Consider the following 19,950-nt stretch of genomic DNA (forward strand, 5'->3'; position numbering starts at 1 on the left):
CATCCACAGAAGAGGAGAGGGCCCTGTCTCCCGGGAACGAAACCGATCCCTCCGACGGGCTCCGGCAGGAGCTGCTGAGCCTTCGCCGGGGTCCCGGCCTGCAGAGCAGCCCGCTGCACCGTCGGCTGGGGCCGCGGCTGGCCGACCTCTGCGGCGTCTCGCCGGCCGAGTCGGAATCGGCGGTACGGGCGAAGGTGCGCGGCACTCTGCTCGCCCTCTCCGCCGACATGCCCGGTGACCTGCGCCGGGCCGTCGTGCTCGCGTACGCCCTCGATCCCACCCATGCCTATCTCCGGCTGGACCGCCGCACCGACCAACTCGCCCGTGAGCTGTCGGTCCAACAACGCACGGCCCGTCGCCGGATCGACGAGGCGGTGGCCCGGCTGGTCCGCGCCGCCGTACCGGAGACCCCGGCCAGCGCGACCGACACCGGCCCCGGCTGGCACCTGCGCGCGGTGAACGCGCTGCTCCGGCTCGACACGCCGACACCGGAGCTCTACGAGGCGCGCAGCGTCGTGGCCACCCGCCCGATCGACGAGCTGACCGTGCAGTTCAGCCTGCCGCGCCAACCCGACGACGTCGGTCCGGAGCACGGCGTGCACGCCGACGTGCTGTTCGGCGCCCGGATCCGGGCGCTGACCCGGCACATCTCGGACCAGTGCTTCCGGCTCACCCTCGCCCTGCCGAGGACGCTGGAGCCGGGCGAGCGGCACGACCTCTGCCTGCACTACCGGTTGCCCGAGGGGCAACCGATGCGGGAGCACTACGTCTTCCAACCGCTGACGCCGTGCGCGCACTGCACCGTCCGACTGCGGTTCCCGGCCGACTCCGGGCCGGCGACGGCCTGGCGGCTCGACGGTGTCCCGCCCCGTGCGGTGGACGACCGGACGCCGGGCCCGGACCGGCTGCACCCGGACACCGTCGGCGAGGTGACGGCGGTCTTCGACGGGTTGCAGCAGGGCTACGCGTACGGGATCGCGTGGACCTTCGCCGATGATCCGCGCACCTGACTCGTACGGCCGTGGCTCGCGCGTCGCGGCGGGCCCGTTCGGAGGCCGTCCGTCAGATCAGAACGTGGCGAGTTTCTCCGCCCGGCTTCGGGCCGGCGAGTTCGGGGCCCGGCACCTGGTCCGGCGTGATGCGCCGCGACCCGGTCCGGAACTGGGCACTGTGCATGCGACGTTGCGGCCGCGGGGGCTCGTCGAGGCCGACGGGGTCATCGTCGCGGCCTGGTGGGTCGGCGACGGGCCACCGCCGGCGGCCGGCGCGCGCGTCCGACGGCGGCCCGACCCGGGCGAGCGCTGGCTGGCCGAGGCGGTGGTCGGAGCATGAACCCCTTTGCCCTGTTCGAGGAGGACACCGACGAGCCGGACGAGGTCGCCTTCATCACCGACACCCACCGGCGGCGCTTCGTGGCGCTCCTGATCGACACCTCCTGGTCGATGGCGGCCACCCAGAGCAACGGCGTACGCGCGATCGACGCGCTCAACCAGGAACTGGCGCGGTGGCTGCCCGCCGTGCGCGCGGAAGGGCGCGGCTCCCTGCGCGACGTCGAGTTCCTGGTGGTCACGTTCGGCGCGGGCGGGGTGAGCGTGGTCTCCGGCAACGGGACGCCATCGGCCGAGGACGACGGCGCGTTCGTGCCGGCGGCGCGGCTGGAGCTGCCGACCCTGGTCGCGGGCGGCGCCACGCCGATGGTGGCGGCGGTGGACCTGGCGCTCACCCTCGTCGAGCAGCGTCGCCAGCACGTCCAGACGGCGCACGCCCAGCAGACCGGCGGGCCCCGACTGATCCTGGTCAGCGACGGCACCCCCACCGACGAGGAGGGCAACCCCAGCGACGACTGGCGGCCGCTCGCCCGACGGTTGGAGCAGTGGCGGTCGACGGGGCGGTTGCAACTGTTCGCGTTCGGCGTGCCCGGGGTGGACGACGAGGTGATGCGGGCCCTCGCCACCCCGAGCGGCTACTTTCCCCTGGACGACCTCGACCTGCGCAAGCTGCTCGACCTGATCCTGGTGGCCACCTCCGACCACGTCGACTTCGAGCGGGTGCGGAGCCAGGTGTACGGGTACGACCTCTCATGACGGCGCGATGGTCGATCCTCGGCGGCAGCGCGGCGGGCGGGGCGCACGTCCGGGCCGGGGTCAGCGGCCAGGACGCCTACGCGGTCCACGAGGTCGACGGCACCCTGCTGCTGGTGACGGCCGACGGTGCGGGCAGCCGCCGCTGCGCCGCGACCGGCGCGTCCCTCGTCGTCACCCTGGCCGTGGAGATGCTCGTCCCGCTCCTGCGCGACCGGCCACCGACCTGCGCCGCCGCCTGGTCCGGGTGGCTCGACGTGGTGGGGGACCGGCTGTTCCGCCGGTTCCGCCGTGCGGCGCGAGCGGTGGCCCGAGCCGTCGGTGGAATCGAGCCGGAGGACCTGGCCACCACTGTGACAGTCGTGGTCGCCCGCCCGCCGTGGGTCGCCGTGCTCGCGGTGGGCGACGGCCTCGTGGTGGTCCGGGCCGCCGACGGCACCCTCGACCTGCTGCTGGCCCCGCCGGGCGGCGCCGACCGGCAGCCCGGCGCGACGACGCTCCTGCCCAACGTCCGCGCCGGGAGGCAGGCCCGTCGGCTCGTCGCCCGACTGCCCGATCTCACCGGGCTCGCCGTGTGCACCGACGGCCTCGACAGCCTCCTCGTCGAGTACGACGGCAGCCGGCCCCGCGAGCCTGGCGCGGCGGCCTTCGCGCAGCTGTTCACGCTCGTCGAGGCCGCCGACACCGACCCGTCGGCGCTCGTCCGGCTGCTCAACGGCAGGCGGGTCGGCGCCCTCACCGACGACGACCGGACCCTCCTGCTGGCGGTGCCCCGATGAGCGTCGACGTGTGGCTGACCGGCCCGGACGGCGACCGGGCGGCCGACACCCTCGACACGCCGATCGGCTCGGTCGGCTCCCAGGGGCAGGTCTTCCGGCTGCGACAACGGCCGGACACCGTGGCGAAGATCCTGCACCGCGCGGACCCGGAGGAGTTGGCCGCCCGTACCCGGGTCATGCTCGCCGAGCCGACCGGGTGGACCGTGCGGGCGGGACGACCCGTGGTGGCCTGGCCCACCGCCGCGGTGCACCGCCGCGACGACGGGAGGCTCCTCGGCTACGCCGCCCCGCGGCTCGCGCCGCCCCGGTTCGCGCCCCTGCCGCTGCTGTTCAACCCCGCCGTACGGGCCCGGATGCTGCCCGGCGCCACCTGGGCCTGGTGGCTGACCCTGGCGGAGGATCTGGCCCGGCTCGTGCAGTCCGTGCACGCGCGCGGGCACGTGATCGGCGACCTGGCGCCGGCCAACATCTTCGTCTCGGCCGGCGGCGGCGTCTGCCTGATCGACGTCGACGGTTGGCAGTTGCACGACCGGGAGACCGGCGAGGACCTGCCGTGCGAGTTCTCGCGCCCGGAGTACACCGCGCCCGAGGAGCTCGGTCGTTCGAGCCGGCGGCGGGAGGTGGCCAGTGACAACTGGGCGTTGGCCGTGCTGACCGCCCAACTGGTCTGCCTCGGCTTCCACCCGTACGGCGGGGTGCGGCCCGAGGCGACCGGCCCGGTGGAGGAGGTCGACAACGTCCGGTTGCGCTGTTGCCGGCTGCTCGGGGCGGACGTGCGGGCGCCGATCGCCGCGGTACCGCCGCAGGCGCTGCCGGCCGTGCTGCGTCGCCGCCTCACCGAGGCCCTCGACCTCGGGTACGACGCGCCGGGCGTGCGGCCCGGCCCGCAGTCCTGGGCCGCCGCGCTGGCGTACCTGCGGGACCAACTTGTCGACTGTTCCACCAGGCCGACTCATGTGTTCTCGCGCGAGCACCGCGACTGCCCCTGGTGCGCGATGGTGGCCGCCGGTGCACCCGATCCGTTTCCCGGGAGTCGACTATGACCACGACCATCGAGATCAGCCGGGTCGCCGACCGGACCGCCGTGCTCGGGCCAGGTCTGCGGGCGGTGATCTGGGTACGGGGATGTCCGTTGCGCTGTCCCGGCTGCGTCGCGCCGGAGGACCTGCCCTTCGACGGAGGGGTCACCCGCACCGTCGACGACCTGGCCGGATGGCTCGGCGGTCTGCCGTCCGACATCACCGGGGTGACCTTCTCCGGCGGCGAGCCGATGGCCCAGGCGGCCGGGCTCAGCGCGCTCGTCGACCGGATCCGCGCCGACCGCGACTGGTCGGTGCTGTCGTTCACCGGGTGGACCATCGAACACCTGCGCCGGCAGCACGACCCCGACCAGCTCCGGCTGCTGGGCCAGCTCGACATCCTGGTGGACGGCCCGTACGTCGCCGCCCGCCACGCCGACCTGCTCTGGCGCGGGTCGACGAACCAGCGGCTGCACTTCCTCACCGACCGGCACGCGCCGGCGGCGCAGGACACGTCCGCCGGCATCGAGCTGCAGCTGGCCGACGACGGCGTCCAGTGGATCGGCGTTCCTCCGGTGCCGGACTTCCGCGCCGGGTTCGAGACCGCCATGCGGGCCCAGGGCGTCGAGATCGCACCGCACCCGCCCACCGACCCCGCCGACGAGAGAGGCCGATGATGTCCGGCAGCCCGATGTACACCACAGTCGCGTTCAACAACGCCCGCCGTGCCGAGCTCGAGGCCGCCCGGCGACGGCGTGCGGAGGAGCGCCGGCGGCGTCGGGAGGAGCACCGCCAACGTCGTCTCGCAGCCGGCATCCGGGCCGCCGACGTACGCCGTGACACGCTGACGGCGCGACTGGGCGAGCTGGCCGACATGTCGCGTGGGTTGCCCCAGCAGGCCCAGGTGACCGCTGCGAGAAACCAGGTCGTCGACCTGCGCCGCCCCACCGACGAGGCCGGGCTGCGCCGGATCGGCCGGGAGTTGCGCGGCGCCGAACGGCGCGCCGACGAACTCACCGTCGCGGTGTCCCGGGAACTGTCCCGCCAGGAGCAGGGCCGGGCGGTGGAACTGGCCGTCGCGCCCCTGCGCGGACTGGCCGACGGGCAACAGTTCGACCCGGTGGGCCACCGGACCATCGCCTCGCTGGTGGACGAGACCAGGCGGCGCGCGGGGGACCCGCGGGGCTTCGCCGACCTGCACCAGCGGCTCGGCGAGGCGGTCGGCGCCCATCTGGAGACGGTCCGCGACCGGCAGGCGCACCTGCTGCGCCTCGCCACGGAGACCGACGAGCTCGCCGCCCAGCTCGTCGACGTGCTGGCCGACGCGGCGGCGGCGGGCGTCCAGGTGGCCGAGGAATCCGCGCTGCGCGCCGAGCTGACCGGTCTGCGCCACGAGGCGTCCAGCGGCAACGTCGACAGGTGGGAGCGGCGCGTCGCCGGCCTGCGTGACCGGGTCGAGGCGGTGACCGAGGCGACCGACGAGCGACTCGATCAGCTCGACCGGATGGCCCTGATCGTCGAGGCGGCCAGCGCCGCGCTGCCGGCAGCCGGCCTTCGGGTAGTGCCGGACAGCCTCGCGGAGCGCGCCGACTCCGTGGTCTTCGTTGCCGAACGCGCCGACGGCTCACCCGTCGAGATGACCGTCTACGCGGGGGACACCGACGGCAACCGGCTGGAGTACCGCACCGACGGCTCCGACATCGTCGTGGAGAACACGGTCGACGGGGTGATCTCCCGCTGCGACCTGACCGAGGAACTGCTCGAGCGCTTCCACACCGAGCTCGCCGACCAGGGAGTGGCGGCCGACGGCCTGCACTGGGAGGGCAAGCCCGGCCAGCCCCGGCCACCGGCCGTGGAGGCGTTGCGCCGGCCGGGGCACGACGACCGGAGCCGGTCGTGACCACCGCGCAGCCGGGCCGGCCCACCGCGCCACCGGCGGCGGCCTGGCTGGAACGGGTCACCGCCGAGATCGCCCGTGGCCGGCACGTCGTCATCCACGGCAACGTGCGTGATCTGGTCCGCTGGGACCGCTCGTTCCACCCGCTGCGTACCGCCGTCTCCGGCCTGCTGTCGATCTTCGGCTACCAGCTGACCGGCTACTTCGATCCGATCGACGGGCTCAGCTTCGGCAACGCGGAGGACCAGCGGGAGTTCCACCGGCTGCTCGTCGTGCCGGATGTCGGCCGGCCCGCCGCGGCCGAGCCGTCCGCCGTCAACGACCGGGCCGCGACGGCCCGCAGCCGGTTCTCCACCGCGTTGCGGGACGCGCCCGCGCCGACCCTGACCAGCCCGTACGACTCGGTGGCGGCGATCCGGCGGGTGCTGCGGCAGACTGGCACGTCGTCGGCGTTCCTCATCGACCAGGCCGACCTCATGCTCTCCCCACCCGAGCGGGGCGGCGACGCCGAGCGACGGCTGCTCGGCACGATGGCCAAGGCGATGACCGAGGCGGCCCAGACCGGCAAGCTGCGCAACCTCCTCGTGCTGGTCGCGGACGACCTCGCCGCCCTGCCGGCCTGGCTCTACCGGGACCGCCCGTACGTCCAGGTGGTCGAGGCGGCCCTGCCGACCTTCGACGAGCGGCACGTCTACCTGCACCAGCAGGCCCGCCACTTCCACCAGGCGGCCACCGCCAAGAAGGCACCGGAGGATCTGCGGGTGCTGGCCAACCTGAGCGAGGGTATGGCGATCAGCGAGTTGGACGGGCTGTGGCGGATGAGCAACCTCCAGGAGATCCCGCTCGACGAACCTCGGACGCTGATGAAGCGCACCCTGTTCGGCCCGCGCCAGGATCCGTGGCGCCGGGTGCGTGACCGGCTCGCCCGGTTCGGGCCGATGGCCGGTGAACGGGTCATCGGCCAGCCCGTCGCGGTCGACCGGGTCCGCCGGGCGCTGACCTCGGCCACCGTCGGCATCGACTTCGTCGCCGACCCGCACAACGCGGAGTCCCGGCCCAAGGGGATCTTCTTCTTCGTGGGGCCGACCGGGGTGGGCAAGACGGAGCTGGCCCGGACGCTCAGCGAGTTCGTCTTCGACGACGAGACCGCGCTGGCCCGCTTCGACATGTCCACCTTCGCCGAGGCGCACTCCGCCGAGCGGCTCACCGGCGCACCGCCCGGGTACGTCGGCCACGAACGCGGTGGTGAGCTGACCAACCGGGTGAGCCAGCGCCCGTTCAGCGTGCTGCTCTTCGACGAGATCGAGAAGGCGCACGCGTCGGTGTTCGACAAGTTCCTCCAGGTGCTCGACGATGGTCGGCTCACCGACGCGCTCGGCAACACCGCGTACTTCTCCGAGACCGTCATCATCTTCACCTCGAACCTGGGGGCCGCCGAGACGTACGGCTGGCTCGACGGCGGTGAACTGCCCGACTACGAGAAGGTCACCGCCCACTTCGAACGCGCCGTGCGCGACCACTTCACCAGCACCCTGGGTCGGCCGGAGCTGCTCGGCCGCCTCGGCGGCGGCATCACCGTCTTCGACATCCTGCGACCGGAGTTCGTCGATCGGATCGTCGGCAAGCTGCTCGCGCAACTGGTGGCCAGCGCCCACCGGCAGGGGATCCGACTGACCCTCGACGAGCAGAGCGTCGTCACCCGGGTGCAGGAGGTGATGCGCCGGCCGGAGGCGCTGCGGCTGGGGGTGCGCAGCATCCGGGACGTCCTGGACCGCCTGGTACGAGAGCCCCTGGTCGAGCACGTCTTCGCCAGTCCCGGGCAGGCGGCGCTGCGGCTGTCGGTGCAGCCGCACGGCACGGTGATCCGCGCCGGCTGAGTTCAGCCGGCCGGGCTCTTGGTCGGCTTGGGCTTCGGTTTCGGTTTGACGGGGGTGGGCGACGGCGACGGCGTGGGCGTGGGCGGCGGTGTGGCCCGGTCCCGCAGCGGCGCCAGGAAGTACGCGACGACCTGCCCGACCTGGTCCCAGGCGCCCCTGGTGAACCCGTCCGCCGCCGGCGACACGACACCGGCGGCCAACGCGGCCACCAGCGCGCCGAGGAGCACCAGCCGTGCCGCCCGGTGACCGGGCGGCAACCCTCCCTGCCCCTGCTCAGTCAAGACCGCTCCACTCTCTGGTGAGGATCCAGTTCGCCGGCCCGAACCCGCCGTCCGGGCCGGCTTCGCGCCCGGACACCAGGAAGAAACGCACCTCCCGGAAGTCACGTTCGACCGCCAGCACGAGGTTGCCCAGCCCGTTCTCCCGCAACCAGGCCCGCACCCCGGCGGAACCGTCGGGACCGGCGGACATCTTCTCGAGCAGGTCCGCCTTGGACACCACGAAGGCGAGCCGCCGACGGCCGGTGGGGACGCCGAACTCCTGCAACCGCTGCACCGTCGCGTTGTAGGCGTCCTCCGGGTCGTAGCTCGCCGGGTTCGCCGCGGCGAAGACCTCCGGCGCCCCGGCGGCGAACTCGTCGCGTACCCGACGGACCGAGAACGGGTCGAGTACGTAGATCAGGGAACGCGCGTGGTCGAGGTACGCGAGGCGGGCATTCTGCTCGCGGTCCACCAGGTTCTCGCCGGCGGCGTCGAAGAGGTGCACAAGCGCCACCCGTGGCCCTCGGGCCAACCGGAGGGTGACCGCCACCGGTGGGCCGGACGCCTCGGTCTTGGCCGGCGACGCCTTTTCGCGCATCAGCCGCGCGTACACCTCGTGTTGTTGCCGGCTGTGCTCGTCGGGCAGGGCCACCGTCACGCCGACCCGCTTCGCGGCCTGCTCCAGACCCGCCAGGGCCGACATGATCAGCTGGGTCTTGCCCGCCGACGCGGCCCCGAACACCGGCATCCGTACGTCGGTGACCACCCCGGCGCCCGGCAGCAGCGCTTCGGTGCAGCTGGGGCAGCAGGCCTCCAGCCGGCGGCTGAACGCCGCGCGCAGCACGGTCGTGGGCAGCAGGTCGCCACAGCCGCAGCGCCGCCACAGCACGCCGAGGCGCCCGGGACGCAGATCCCGGTGCAGGTCCGCGCCGGTCAGCCGGTGGCCGGGGGGATGCGGTCCACGGCAGCGGTACGCCGGGACCGCCGCGAGCTGGTGGCAGTGCCGGCAGCTCGCCCGCGCGCCGAACACCGCCTGCCAGCCCGCGTCCAACCCGCGGAGCAGCAGAACCACGGGTACGCCGACCAGCCAGGCAGCCGCCGAGACGCCGGCGGTGACCAGCCCGGCGCCCAGCACCCCGGCCACCACGCCCACCGTCAGCCCGGCCTGGACGGCGAGGACCGGCACGTAGAACGGCCACCACAACCGCCACCGGTGGGTGCGGGCCCACCGGTGGGGCCGGACCCAGACCGCACGGGTGATCAGCCGTACGCGTTCCACGAGCGCCCGGGCGTCGAGCAGCACCTGGGCGGCGAAGTACTGCGGCCAGGCCCGGTCCCGCCGGACGAACGCCGGTGCCACCCGCCCCGCCAGCGCGCCGCCGTGCACGTCGTCGGGTGTGCGTACCCGAACCCAGGAGGCGCGTCCGAGCAGGACGACGCCGGCGACGCCGAGCACCACGGCGGCCCCGGCGGCCAGGCCAGCGAGGGCGGCGAGGTTGGCCAACGGCAGGGTCACGATGAACAGCAGAGTGACGCTGACGGCGAGGTGCAGGAGACGCCCGAGGAATCGCACGGCTCACCGGTCCCGGAACGGGTGGGCGATACGGTACCTGCGCCGCCGACCGCTGTAGGTGTCGGCGAACCGCTGCCAACCCTTGCGCCAGTCACTGCTGTGCCGGGCGAAGTGCTGGGCGGCCCGTTCGAGCTGAGCGTCCGGGACCCGGGTCAGCCACCGCCCGAGCGCCTGTTCGAGGCGCTTGACCTGCGGCGCGGGTGGCGCGCCGGAGCCGGCGGTCAGATAGTAGGCGAGCACCGCGGGTGCCTCCCCGTCCTCCGTCGTCAACGCGTCGACGAGCCGGTCGACCAAGGGGTCCAGCAGGGCCGGATGCTGGTCGAGGACACCGTCGAGACTGAGCAGGGCCACCACCCGGCTCAGCGCCGTAACCACCTCGGCCTGCCGCATCTGGACCAACCGCGCGGGGCAGTCGCGCAGCCGGCGCAGCAACACCGAACTGCGACCTCCGTCGGGGCGGTGCCGCAGTTCGGTGAGGATGTCGGTCAGCTCCTCGTCCTCGGCCAGCGTGGCGGCGACCCGAGTGCTGGGTGTCATCAGGCCGGAGGCGACCAGCCGGCGACAGAGGTCGAAGAGACGCAGGTCCGCCACCGCCGCGCGGGTCACCTCGTCGGTGACCTTCCAGAAGACCTGGCGGGTCAGGCGGGCGCCCTTCGGAGCGACGTCGAGCAGCAGCTCCAGCTCCGCCGTCGTCGGCGCGGACTGGCTCCACAACGCCCCCGCCACCCAGGAGAAACCACCGGGATCGTGCCGGTGGGCGGTCAGGTGCCGCTCGACGACGCTGTCCCGTTCGTCGCGGTGCCGCACCGCCGCGCCGAGCACCGCCTCCGCCAACGGGGAGTTCAGCGTCTCGAGCCGGGGCAGCAGCGACTGCCACCAACCGTCACCGACCTCCGCCTGGTCCTTCGAACCGAGCCGGGCGCGGTCCTCCAACACCGACAGCAGCCGCTCCTCCAACCGGTCGTGGCAGGCGAGCCCGGCGGGCCGTACATCCCGGGGATGGTCCGCCCAGTACCTGACGAAACTCTCGGCGGCCCCGGCGATGTCGGGCCACCGCACGTCCACCTCGAAGCGGGTCGCCACCCGCAGTAGCGCCTCGAACCGCTGCGGCGGCACGCCCGAGGTGAGGGCCTCGGTGAGGAGCTGCCGTACGTGGTCGCTGTGGTCGGGGTGCCACTCGCCGGCCGGCAGCGGGGGCAGCCGACGGTCGGTCACCGCGCCCCGGACGCGGGCGTCCTCCAACTCGCTGATGATCAGGGCGAGCCGGACATCGGCCGCCCGGCCGGGCACCAGGCCGTCACAGCCGACCTCGTCGAGCAGCACCAGCACCCGCTGCGGCCACCGTTCGGGTGTCTCGGCGAAGAGGTCCGCCACGTCCGGGCCGTACGCGTGGCGCATCCCCTCCGGCCCGGTGCGCAACCACCCCACGATGGCCTCGGCGTGCCGGGGATCGGGACGGCGGTGCAGGATGGCGGCCAACCCGAGCGCGGCGGCGGCCTCCTCGCGGCCGTCGTCGCCGGCCAGCCCGGACGCCGTCGCGACACCCAGGGCGTCCACCACGTCCCGCGGGTCCTCGGTCAGGAAGAGATCGACCCATCGGCTGGCCGACGGGGTCGGTTCGATCGGTGTGTGCTGGTGCCGGAGCAGGTCGAACACGGCGTAGCCGAGCGGGTTGTCGATCCGGCCGGCCGGGCCCGCGAACTCCGGCAGGACCGCGACGACCGGTAGGGCCGAGCGTGCCGGGTCGGTCGAGAAGATCTTGAAGCCCAGCTCCAGCGCCCGCTCGCGGGGCAGCAGGAGGGTGCCGGCGACGAGCCACCCCACGACCGTGGCGATGTCGTCACCGACGAAGAGCACCCGCGACCGTCCGGGCCGACCGGCGTCGGCGAGCGCGGACACCAGCGCCAGCAACGTCTCCCGGCCGTGTGGTTGGCCGAGCACGAAGGCCTGGGCGTGCGTCGGAGAATGGTCGGTCCCCACCGCGTCGCCGAGCCGCACCGGGTCCGAGCGGGTGGTCGGTGCCGGCACGCCCGACCAGAACCCGGCCTGGAACAACTGGGCCGGACGCAGGTCGGCGTAACTGGCCGGGTCAGTGGTGACGACGGCGTGGGTCAGCTGGTTGCCCTCCCGGGTGCCGTTGGCCTCCCGGCCGAGGTAGAGCCCGCTCGCCGTGGCCAGGATGCCATCGGAGCTGATGTGCGCGAACGACGGTGGGTACTGCTCGACCGGTCGCCGGTCGGCCATCCACCGGGACGGCGGCTCGTAGAGCAGATGGTCCCGGACGAGGGTCTCCGCCGCCGCGGCGGAGTCCGCCGACCGGGCCTGGAACTGTAGGCCCGCGTTGCCGTTGAGCCCCTGCCCCGGCCGGCAGTCGGTGTAGACCAACGTCTCGAAGCGACCGCTCATCGGGCCGCCTGGCGGCGCGGCACCACGTTGAACTCGCTGAGCAGCCAGAGCAGTGGCTCGTCCACCCGGAACGGTTGGACTCCCCGCGCGTCGACCTTGTTGGCGTCGTAGTCGGGCTCGGTGCCCAACGCGGAGACCGTGAAATAGCGGAAGTTCCGATAGTTGAGGGTCAGGTGGGTGTCGATGTCGTCCGCGCCCCAGTCGTGCAGCAGCGCGCGGACGTGTTCGTGGGTCTCCCGCCCGGCCTGCTCGTCGTAGTAGGGCCCGGGCTCCGGGCGGCGCACCAGGGGATGGTCGGCGCCGAGTACGTCGAAGAACGCGTCGATCTTCGCGAAGGCGACCGCCACCGGAATGGGGATGTTGCGGCGACCACCGAGGCGATGGCTGATCCGTAGGTTCTCGGTCACCCGGTTGACCACGTCGATGGTGCTGGCGTGGGTGTCGACGGCGGAGGCCGGCAGCCGGATCCGGTCTCGTGCCTGGGGAATCATGAACGGGTCGAGCAGCAGGATGAGCGCGTCGGCCGCACCGAGGTAACCGAGGTTGTCGACCGTCTCCTGGTCGAGCAGATCCTCGCCCGCGGTGTCGAAGAAGGACAGGTAGGTCGTGTCGTAGCCGGTGATGCGGCGGTTCTGCCGCCAGGCGAACACGATCGGTGCGCGTCGGCCGTGCGTGGCCTGGTTGGTGCGCTGTAGAAGCGTCCCGTCCGGGAACAGCTCACCGGCCGGATCGAGGAAGTCGATGCCGCCACCGGTCTCGGCCCGGAACTGACCGTCGCCGGCGAGCCGCACGTCGGCGCCGAACCGCTGCCCCATGCCCCGGCGCAGCTGGTGCGACAGCACCTTGAGGTAGACGCTCTTGCCGGTGTGCCGGGCACCGGCCATGGCGATCAGCGGGCTGCGTCCCTCGCCGAACGCCGCGGGCAGTCGGCTGTGACAGTGCGGGCAGACCTTGACCGCGGACTCGCTACCACAGTCCGGACAGGGGGCGGCGACCACCGGGCGCAGGGCGCGCCGGGGCCCGGCGAACGACGGCAGCACCAGCTCCCTGATGCCGAGCCCTTGCTCCCGCGCCTCGTCCCACTGCGGCTTGCAGGGTTCCTTGCCCGGCGACCGCCGCCCGGTGCACCGGAACCACGGCCCGCGAGGGTCGATCTTCCCGTAGCAGTACGGGCAGGAGAGGGTCGTCATCTCAGGACACCTTCATTTCGTCGATGGGATCGGTGACTCGCGCGTTGGGCGGTCGGATCACGAAACACCGCAGCCAGTACGGCTTGGTCAGCCCGGTGGGCAGCGTGAAGGGCAGCTGCCACGGCGCGTCCGGGTGCAGCGAGAGCCCGGTCACCCGGCTCAGCACCGTGCCCCGCTCCGGTCGGGCCGGCATCGCCACCCCGGACGCGGCCACCAGGAGCAGTTCCACTCCCTCGCACGGCTGGTCGACGTCGACGCTCAGCAGCCGCTTGCGGCTGAACAGGCCGCCGTCTCGCCGGATCCGGTAGCGGAACGCGACGGGCACCCCGTCCACCGGCACCGACTCGGCGGCGGAGTACGCCTCGCCGCCGGGGCCGCGCTCCACCGTCCGGACCGAGACCCGGCCGCCGGCGGGACCCACCCGCAGGCGACAGCCCGACTCGGTGACCTGGCCCCGGGTCAGCCGCTGGACCGTCGGCACGCCGTGCGGTGGGGTGAAGGTGACCTCGGCCAGGTTGACCGAGGGCGGCCACACCCAGGCCACGTTCACCTCGTCACCCGTGCGGCGGGCGATGAGCTGCCGGACCGGCTCGGTCACGCCGAGCGCGAGCGGTTCGCCCACCACGGCGGTGTCCGTCGCCCGGTCCAGGGTGAACGGGACGTACACGAAGCGTCCGGTCGGGACGGTCACCTCCAGCAGGGTCTCCGCCTCCTGCACGATCCGGTCGCTGACCAGCGCCTCGCCGTACCCCTGCATCTCCTCGCGCCGGATCCGCGTGCCCGGCGCCCAGGTGGGGCGCAGCTCCGACCGGCGGATCGACACCGTCCCGCCGACCGGTGTGAGCCAGGCGAAGTGCGCCGTCGCGGTCTGGGCGTCGAGTGCCGTGACGTGGGCGCGCAGCCGCTCCACGTGCGACGGCGCCGCGTCCCGCAGGACCGCGCGCGCCACCACCAACGGCCCCTCGACCTCGGCGCCGCGCTCGTCGCGGTAGACCGCGACGATGCCGTAGTAGCGGTCGGTGACGCCGTCCCCGGTGTCGTCCGACAGCCCGGCACGGCTCGCGGGCACCGGCTCCCCGTCCTGGGCGGAGGACGGCGGCCGACCGAGGGTGCGACGCACCCGGACGCCCTCCGCGGCCGGGTGCGTCCGCCAGGAGCAGGACAGCTCGTCGGGGCGGACCGACACCCGCACGGCCGTGACCGGCGGGACGATGCGCGTCGCCACGGTGGCCGGGCGCGACCAGTCCCCACCGACGCTGGCGAAGACGCCGTAGTGCAGGGACCGGGCGGGCGGCGCGGCCGGGTCCGTCGCCTCGGCCAGCGCGCTCTCGCTGACCGTCTCGCCCTCGGCGGCCGAGCGGGGTGGCCGGTCGGACCGGACGACCCGGTAGCGCACCTCGGCGACCTGCCCGGGCGGGGCCGTCCAGGTCAGCCGTACGCCGGTCTCCGTCGCCCGGGCCGCCAGGCCGCGTGGGGGCGCAGGCGCGAGCGCGGCGAGCCGTTCGGCGAGGTCGTCGTCGTCCGCGGCGATCCGGAGCGCCGAGCGGAGCAGCCGGGTGGCCTCCTCCTCGCGCTCCGACCGGGTGGCCTCCTCGGCGGCCCGCCGCAGCGACTCGACCTCGCCCAGCAGGGTGTCGACCTGGCCGCGCAGCTCATCCCGGTGCGGGTCGTCCACGGGCAGCACCGCGACGGCCTGCCGGGCCGCGAGCAGCTGCCCGTCGGCGACCAGGTCACGGATCCGACCCGCCGGACCGGCGTCCTGGCCGGCGTCGAGCGGCAGGTTGGCCACCACCGACCGGGCGTCGGACTGCTCCAGCCCGGTGTCGGTGGCGATCCGCACCAGCAACCCGTCGGCGAGCCCTCTGGCCCGCCCCGACCGGAGCCGGTCGACCACCTGGAACAGCGCCAACAGGCGCAGGTCCACACCGTCGGCGGCGGCCCGCTCCAGCAGGCCGAGAGCCTCCTTGCGGTTGCGCACCGCGGCGGCGTCGGCGAGCCGGTTCGCCTCCTGCGTCCGGGCTCGCACGGTGGCGGCGTCGAGTGGCACCGCCTCCGCGCCGAGCAGCCGGAACGGCGCGGCGCCGGGATGCACCACCTGGACCACTGTGGGCGCGCCGAGCAGGTCCTGTAGCCGGAGTAGGGAGCGGTAGGCGGTGCGCTCCATGCCCGGCCCGGTCGGCAGTTCCACCGGGTCGACCACGGCCAGGCCGGCGCGCCGGACCGACGTGTCGATCTGCTCGGCGTCCAGGCCCGGCCAGTGCTCGGCGATCTCCGTGAGTTGCGCCTGGGTGATCCGGCCGAGCGCGCCGTACGACTGGGCCAGGTCCCGGGCGAACCGCTCGGACTCCGCCCGTGCTCCGCGACCGTGTTCCTCGATCCGATCCCGCCACCACGACGGCTCGAACATGGCAGTGCCGTGCTCGTTGCGCAGCTGCTCGTCCCGGCTGTGCAGCTGCGCGCAGACCCGGGCGGCGGAGTCGACGCCGCTGGAGCGCTGGTTCCACAGTCGCCGGACCGCGATCAGCTGCTCGCGCAGCTCGGCCGCGGACATCTCCGGGCTGACCGCGTAGTGCCGGGCGAGGTCGGTGGGCGACAGGCCGCCCGGGCGGTCCCGCAGCGGACCGATCACCTCGCGCAGGTATGCGCGCTGGTCGAACGCCATCGTGGTCAGCCCCGCACCGTGATCCCCGCGACGATGTTCCGAGCCTTCTGCACTTCCTCCTCGGTGAGCACGCTGACCTGCACCTCGATCAGTAGCTCCTTGCCGCTGGTCGGCTCGACGGCGTGCAACGTGAGCTGACCGCCCTCGCTGACATCCATGGTGATGCTGATCGGCGAGTGCCGGGGCAGCGGGGGTAGCCCGCTGATCTGGCGCGCACCGTTGTCCACCGGCTTGTTCGCCGACAGCTCGGGGCTCTCCTCGGCGCCGGCCTGCTCGTGCAGCTCGATCTCGATCGCGGTCTGGCCCTCGACCACCGTGCTCGCACGCAGCTCCCGCTGTTTGATGGGCAACGACTCGTTCGCGTGCACCAGGTGCTCGACGTAGTGCCGGTCCGGCTGGGCCGCCCAGTCGGCCGCCGTGGTGTCCTGGAGCCTGACCCCGAACGACTTCGGTAGCACCGTGACGATCCGCTTGTTGGCGCTGGCGGACAGCGCCTCTTCGTCCACCCCGGTCGCCAGCGACAGCGCCTGGACCCGCTCACGCTTCTCCTCGGCGGTGGGTGCGGCACCCTCGCCGTCCCACGCCCACACGGCGCGGCTCAGCGCGTAGCGGGCCGCGCCCTTCGCCACCGCGAGGTCCGGGTCGTGCAGACGTGGCGTCCAACCCCACTTCTCGGTCAGCTGCCGCGCCACGGCGGGCATCTTGCTGGAACCACCGACGAGCAGCACGTCGTCGATGGCGGCGGCCGGGTCGTCGACCCCGAGCTTTTCGCCGAGGGTGCGCAGTGTCCGCTCGGTGTACACCAGCGTCCGGTTGAGCAGGTCGCCGGTGATCTCCTCGAACGTCTCCCGGCTGACCTCCACGGAGGCGGACGCACCCGCGTACCGCATCGGCACCTTGCGTGACGTCACCGTCGACAGCTGTCGCTTGACCTCCTCGGCGGTCAGCGCGAGATCCTGCATGAACTCCTCGTCCAGCGTCGGGTCCTCGGGCGGCTGCGCGCGGGTGACGAACTCGTCCACCAGGTACTGGACCAGGCGGGCGTCCCAGTCGGTGCCGCCGAGCTGCTGGTCACCGTCGGTGCAGAGCACCTCGACCGCGTCCGCCGCGATGCGGATGACAGTGGTGTCGAAGGTGCCGCCACCGAGGTCGTAGACGAGCACCGTCCGGGTCGTGTCGGCACCGAGGTCGTACTGGAGGGCGGCGGCGACCGGCTCCGGCACCACCTCGACGACATCCAGGCCGGCGATCCGACCGGCGTTGCGGGTGGCGTCGCGCTCCAACAGACCGAAGTACGCGGGAACGGTGATCACGACCTTGCGGACCGGGCGGTTGGTGTAGTACTCGGCGTCCTGGGCCAGCTGCTTGAGGATCAGCGCGGAGATCGACTCAGGGGTGTACGTCGTCCCGTCGAACTCCCACTGCGCCTCCTTGCCCATGCTCCGCTTGACCCGCTCGACCACCCGGGACGGGTAGAGCCGGGACACGTTCTTGGCGGCCTCGCCGACCACCACCTCACCGGTGTCCTGCTCGAAGTAGACGGCCGAGGGTGTGGTCTCGTTGTTGGTGATGACGTTGCGGACGACGGCGGGCCGTCCGGTCTCGTCGACATACGACACGACCGAGTACGTGGTACCCAGGTCGATTCCGTAGAAGGTCAGGTCCTCGTCCGACATCCTGCTCCTGTCCGCCGATCGATCGGCTGTCACGGTGTGGGCGCGTGTTGGTTGCCGTGCCCCGGCTCCGGATGGGGCTCGCCCGCCGGAGGTTCCGGGTCGGAGGTCCAGCGGTGCACGCGGACCGCGGCGGGCACGGCGGTGCGTCCCGCCTCGACGTCGTGGTAGCCGTCCAGGACCACGGCGGCGACGGTGCCGTGCTGTGCGGGGTCGCTCGCCGGCTCGGTCGCGGTGGCCCGCTGCGTCGACGGGTCGAAGACGGCGCCGACCGCGGGTGCCAGCACGCTGATGCCGCCCCGTTCCAGTGTCAGTTCGAGGTTGGCGGCATAGCTGCGCAGCATCTCCGCGGCGGCCGTGGCGTCGAACGTCGGGGGCAGCCCGGTGGCGGTGCGCAGCAGGTCGTGGCGTAGCCGCTGGAGGTCGGTCAGGAGCGGGCGCAGCAGGAGCCGCCGCTCACCGGCCCGTAGTCGTTGGTTCTCCTCGTGCAGTCGGTCGATGACCTGCTCGCGGGCCGCCGCCCGGTCCTGCGTGCGGGCGAGTTCGGCCCGTAGCCCGGCCAACTCGCCGGTGACCCGATCCGCCAGCCCGGCCAGCTCGTCCCCCAGCCGCTCGGTCAGCCGGTCCAGCCGGTCCGGCGCGTCGCTCGCCGGCTCCGCGCGGGTCTCGCTCGGCGGCTCCGCGAGGGCGTCACTCGCCGGCTCCGCGAGGGCTTCGGTCGGCGGCGCTGCGGCAGCCTCGCTCGCCGGCTCCCCGAGTGCCGCTGCCGGCGGCTTCGGCGGCTCGGCCGTCGGCTCCGACGGCGGCTCGGCCACCGGCTCGGTGGCCTCCTGCGCGGGACCGTGCGCTTCCTCGTGCACCGGTGTTCCTCCCCTGATCCGTCCGCCGCCACGGTGGGCGTCTCGTCGTGTGTCTCTGACGGACAGCCGCGTCGTCCGTCAGGGACACACGACGATCGGCAGACGCGGAGGGCGATCAGCATGATTCGGCGTACGGCGGCAGCCGCCGCGGCGGCACTGACGGCGGCGGCGGTGGTCTGCCTGCCCGTCGCTCCGGCGGCGGGGGCGCCGGTGAGCAGTGACGAGGTGTACGCGGCGCTCGGCGTCAACCAGGTGGCGGCCGACTACGTGGTGCTGGTCGACGTGTCCCGGTCGATGCGCGACGGCGGCCGGTACGAGCAGGTGCGGCGGGCGCTGCGGTCCTTCCTGGCCGCGCTCGCGCCGGACGACCGGGTCGCGCTCGTCACCTTCGCCGATTCGGCGCGGGTGGTCCACGACGGGCCGGCCGGCCGTGCCCCCGACCAGCTGGTGGCGAAGCTGCCCAGAAGCGCGGACGGGCGGTACACGGACATCGGCGCGGCCGTCGAGACCAGTCTCCGGCTGCTGGCGCGCGGGGACGCGCCGCAGATCGCCACAGTCGTCCTGCTCACCGACGGGCGGCACGATCCACCAGTCGGCAGCGCGTACCCGTTCGAGCAGGGCTACGCCTGGAACGAGCTGACCCGTGCCGGCCGGTCGCTGACGAAGACCTCCCTGACGGCGTACGCCGTGCCGCTGACCGGCTCGACGGGTGCGCCGCTGCTCGCCCGGGTCTATCCCGGCACCAGGCTGCTCGCGCCCACGGCGATCGACCGGCTGGGCGACCAACTCGAACAGCCGAAGGCGTCGGCCCGTGCGGCGAAGGCGCGCAGCGTCCTCGGTGACGACGCGTCCCGCGGTGTCCAGGTCGTCTGGCCGGCCGACGCGGGGCGGCTGGGGGCCGGCCGGACCCGGCTGGAGGTCCAGCTTCGGTCGACGAGCACCAGAGTTCCGCTTGTCGTCGACCACCTCGTCGTCCGCAGTGACCGGCCCGACGTGCGGTTGTCCGTGCCGGACGGGCCGGTGGAACTGCCGGCGGGCGGCACCGCTGTCGTTCCGGTGACGGTCGAGTGGGACGCCGGCCCCCGGCGGGTGGCGCCGCTGGCCCGGGTCACGGCGGACGCGGCGTTGACGCTGGACGGCGAGGTCGACTCCCCGTGGGCCGGGGTTCTCACCGATGAGCTGGGCGTGGACTTCGCCCCACGGCTGGACGGCGGCCCCACCCGGGGCAGCCTCTCCGCCCAACGCGGCAGCATCGGGTGGTGGGCCCTGGGCGCGGTGCTGCTGGCGGCGATGGCAGTCGCCGGGTGGTGGGGGCGCGGGCGGCGGCGGCAGCCGGCTCTCGCCGGCACCCTGCGTCTGCGCGACGCCTCCGGCGCCGAACGTGACCTGGTGCTCAGCGGCCGCCGGACCGCCATCACCGCGGATTCGACCGGGCTGCCCGGGTACGGCGAGGTGACCGCGCGCCGGTCCTCCGTCGGGGCGTCCGAGGTCCGGTTGGTGATCGGCTACTCCCGGGACGGCTCGGCCGCCGCCCGGGAGGTCGGCACCTGCGGCCCGGACGAGACAGTCGAACTGGGCGGTGTCGGCTTCACCTGGCGCAGCACGGCACCGGTGGCTTCCGCCGCGAGAAGCGGCCTGACCGGGCCGTCGCGGTGATCGGCGGCCCGGCCGGG

15 protein-coding genes and 1 pseudogene are annotated in these 19,950 nt (G+C 73.7%); 9 read left to right on the forward strand and 7 right to left on the reverse strand.

Annotation, left to right across the window (positions count from 1 at the left end; all coding sequences use genetic code 11):
• Positions 1-194 precede the first annotated feature (194 nt).
• From AB0B57_RS23385 to AB0B57_RS23420, 8 genes and pseudogenes are all read left to right on the forward strand, one after another.
• The gene (locus AB0B57_RS23385; RefSeq protein WP_357073506.1) at positions 195-1,010 is read left to right on the forward strand and encodes a hypothetical protein; all 816 of its coding nucleotides are present in this window, start codon (positions 195-197) and stop codon (positions 1,008-1,010) included.
• 64 nt (positions 1,011-1,074) lie between these two features.
• Positions 1,075-1,332: a hypothetical protein gene (locus tag AB0B57_RS23390; RefSeq protein WP_357073509.1), complete on the forward strand. Its 258-nt coding sequence runs from the start codon at positions 1,075-1,077 to the stop codon at positions 1,330-1,332.
• Positions 1,329-2,084 (forward strand): hypothetical protein, encoded by a 756-nt coding sequence (locus AB0B57_RS23395; RefSeq protein WP_357073512.1) that lies wholly within the window; start codon positions 1,329-1,331, stop codon positions 2,082-2,084. The genes AB0B57_RS23390 and AB0B57_RS23395 overlap by 4 nt, the downstream gene beginning before the upstream one ends.
• The gene (locus tag AB0B57_RS23400; RefSeq protein ID WP_357073515.1) at positions 2,081-2,860 is read left to right on the forward strand and encodes a protein phosphatase 2C domain-containing protein; all 780 of its coding nucleotides are present in this window, start codon (positions 2,081-2,083) and stop codon (positions 2,858-2,860) included. Before AB0B57_RS23395 ends, AB0B57_RS23400 begins: the two co-directional genes overlap by 4 nt.
• Positions 2,857-3,903, forward strand: coding sequence for a hypothetical protein (locus AB0B57_RS23405; RefSeq protein ID WP_357073518.1), 1,047 nt, complete (start codon positions 2,857-2,859; stop codon positions 3,901-3,903). The genes AB0B57_RS23400 and AB0B57_RS23405 overlap by 4 nt, the downstream gene beginning before the upstream one ends.
• A complete protein-coding gene (locus AB0B57_RS23410; RefSeq protein WP_357073521.1) occupies positions 3,900-4,556 on the forward strand; it encodes a 4Fe-4S single cluster domain-containing protein in 657 nt (218 codons plus the stop codon). Before AB0B57_RS23405 ends, AB0B57_RS23410 begins: the two co-directional genes overlap by 4 nt.
• Positions 4,556-5,779: a hypothetical protein gene (locus AB0B57_RS23415; RefSeq protein ID WP_357073524.1), complete on the forward strand. Its 1,224-nt coding sequence runs from the start codon at positions 4,556-4,558 to the stop codon at positions 5,777-5,779. Before AB0B57_RS23410 ends, AB0B57_RS23415 begins: the two co-directional genes overlap by 1 nt.
• Positions 5,780-6,801: 1,022 nt before the next feature.
• Positions 6,802-7,395 (forward strand): annotated as a pseudogene (locus tag AB0B57_RS23420) (AAA family ATPase); the annotation flags it as partial.
• A 260-nt stretch (positions 7,396-7,655) separates the two neighbouring features.
• Here AB0B57_RS23420 and AB0B57_RS23425 read toward each other — a convergent pair.
• From AB0B57_RS23425 to grpE, 7 genes are read right to left on the reverse strand one after another with little or no spacing between them, the layout of a single operon-like run.
• Entirely contained in the window at positions 7,656-7,934 is a 279-nt protein-coding gene (locus AB0B57_RS23425) for a hypothetical protein (RefSeq protein WP_357073527.1), read from the reverse strand.
• On the reverse strand, positions 7,927-9,486 hold the full coding sequence (locus AB0B57_RS23430; protein ID WP_357073530.1) for a hypothetical protein: 1,560 nt from the start codon (positions 9,484-9,486) through the stop codon (positions 7,927-7,929). The genes AB0B57_RS23425 and AB0B57_RS23430 overlap by 8 nt, the downstream gene beginning before the upstream one ends.
• 3 nt (positions 9,487-9,489) lie before the next feature.
• Complete coding sequence (locus AB0B57_RS23435) at positions 9,490-11,892, reverse strand: GTPase-associated protein 1-related protein (protein ID WP_357073533.1); 2,403 nt, start codon at positions 11,890-11,892, stop codon at positions 9,490-9,492.
• Entirely contained in the window at positions 11,889-13,082 is a 1,194-nt protein-coding gene (locus tag AB0B57_RS23440; protein ID WP_357073536.1) for a hypothetical protein, read from the reverse strand. Before AB0B57_RS23440 ends, AB0B57_RS23435 begins: the two co-directional genes overlap by 4 nt.
• Before the next feature lies 1 nt (position 13,083).
• On the reverse strand, positions 13,084-15,744 hold the full coding sequence (locus AB0B57_RS23445) for a hypothetical protein (protein ID WP_357073539.1): 2,661 nt from the start codon (positions 15,742-15,744) through the stop codon (positions 13,084-13,086).
• Between the two features lie 5 nt (positions 15,745-15,749).
• Positions 15,750-17,420, reverse strand: coding sequence for an Hsp70 family protein (locus tag AB0B57_RS23450; protein ID WP_357073542.1), 1,671 nt, complete (start codon positions 17,418-17,420; stop codon positions 15,750-15,752).
• Between the two features lie 29 nt (positions 17,421-17,449).
• Positions 17,450-18,277 (reverse strand): nucleotide exchange factor GrpE, encoded by an 828-nt coding sequence (gene grpE / locus AB0B57_RS23455; protein WP_357073545.1) that lies wholly within the window; start codon positions 18,275-18,277, stop codon positions 17,450-17,452.
• 120 nt (positions 18,278-18,397) lie between these two features.
• Here grpE and AB0B57_RS23460 point away from each other — a divergent pair, with 120 nt between their 5' ends.
• A complete protein-coding gene (locus AB0B57_RS23460; RefSeq protein WP_357073548.1) occupies positions 18,398-19,933 on the forward strand; it encodes a vWA domain-containing protein in 1,536 nt (511 codons plus the stop codon).
• The last annotated feature ends 17 nt before the right edge of the window (positions 19,934-19,950 follow it).

Origin of the sequence: Micromonospora sp. NPDC049101 (assembly GCF_040648675.1) — a bacterium.
Lineage (GTDB): Bacteria > Actinomycetota > Actinomycetes > Mycobacteriales > Micromonosporaceae > Micromonospora.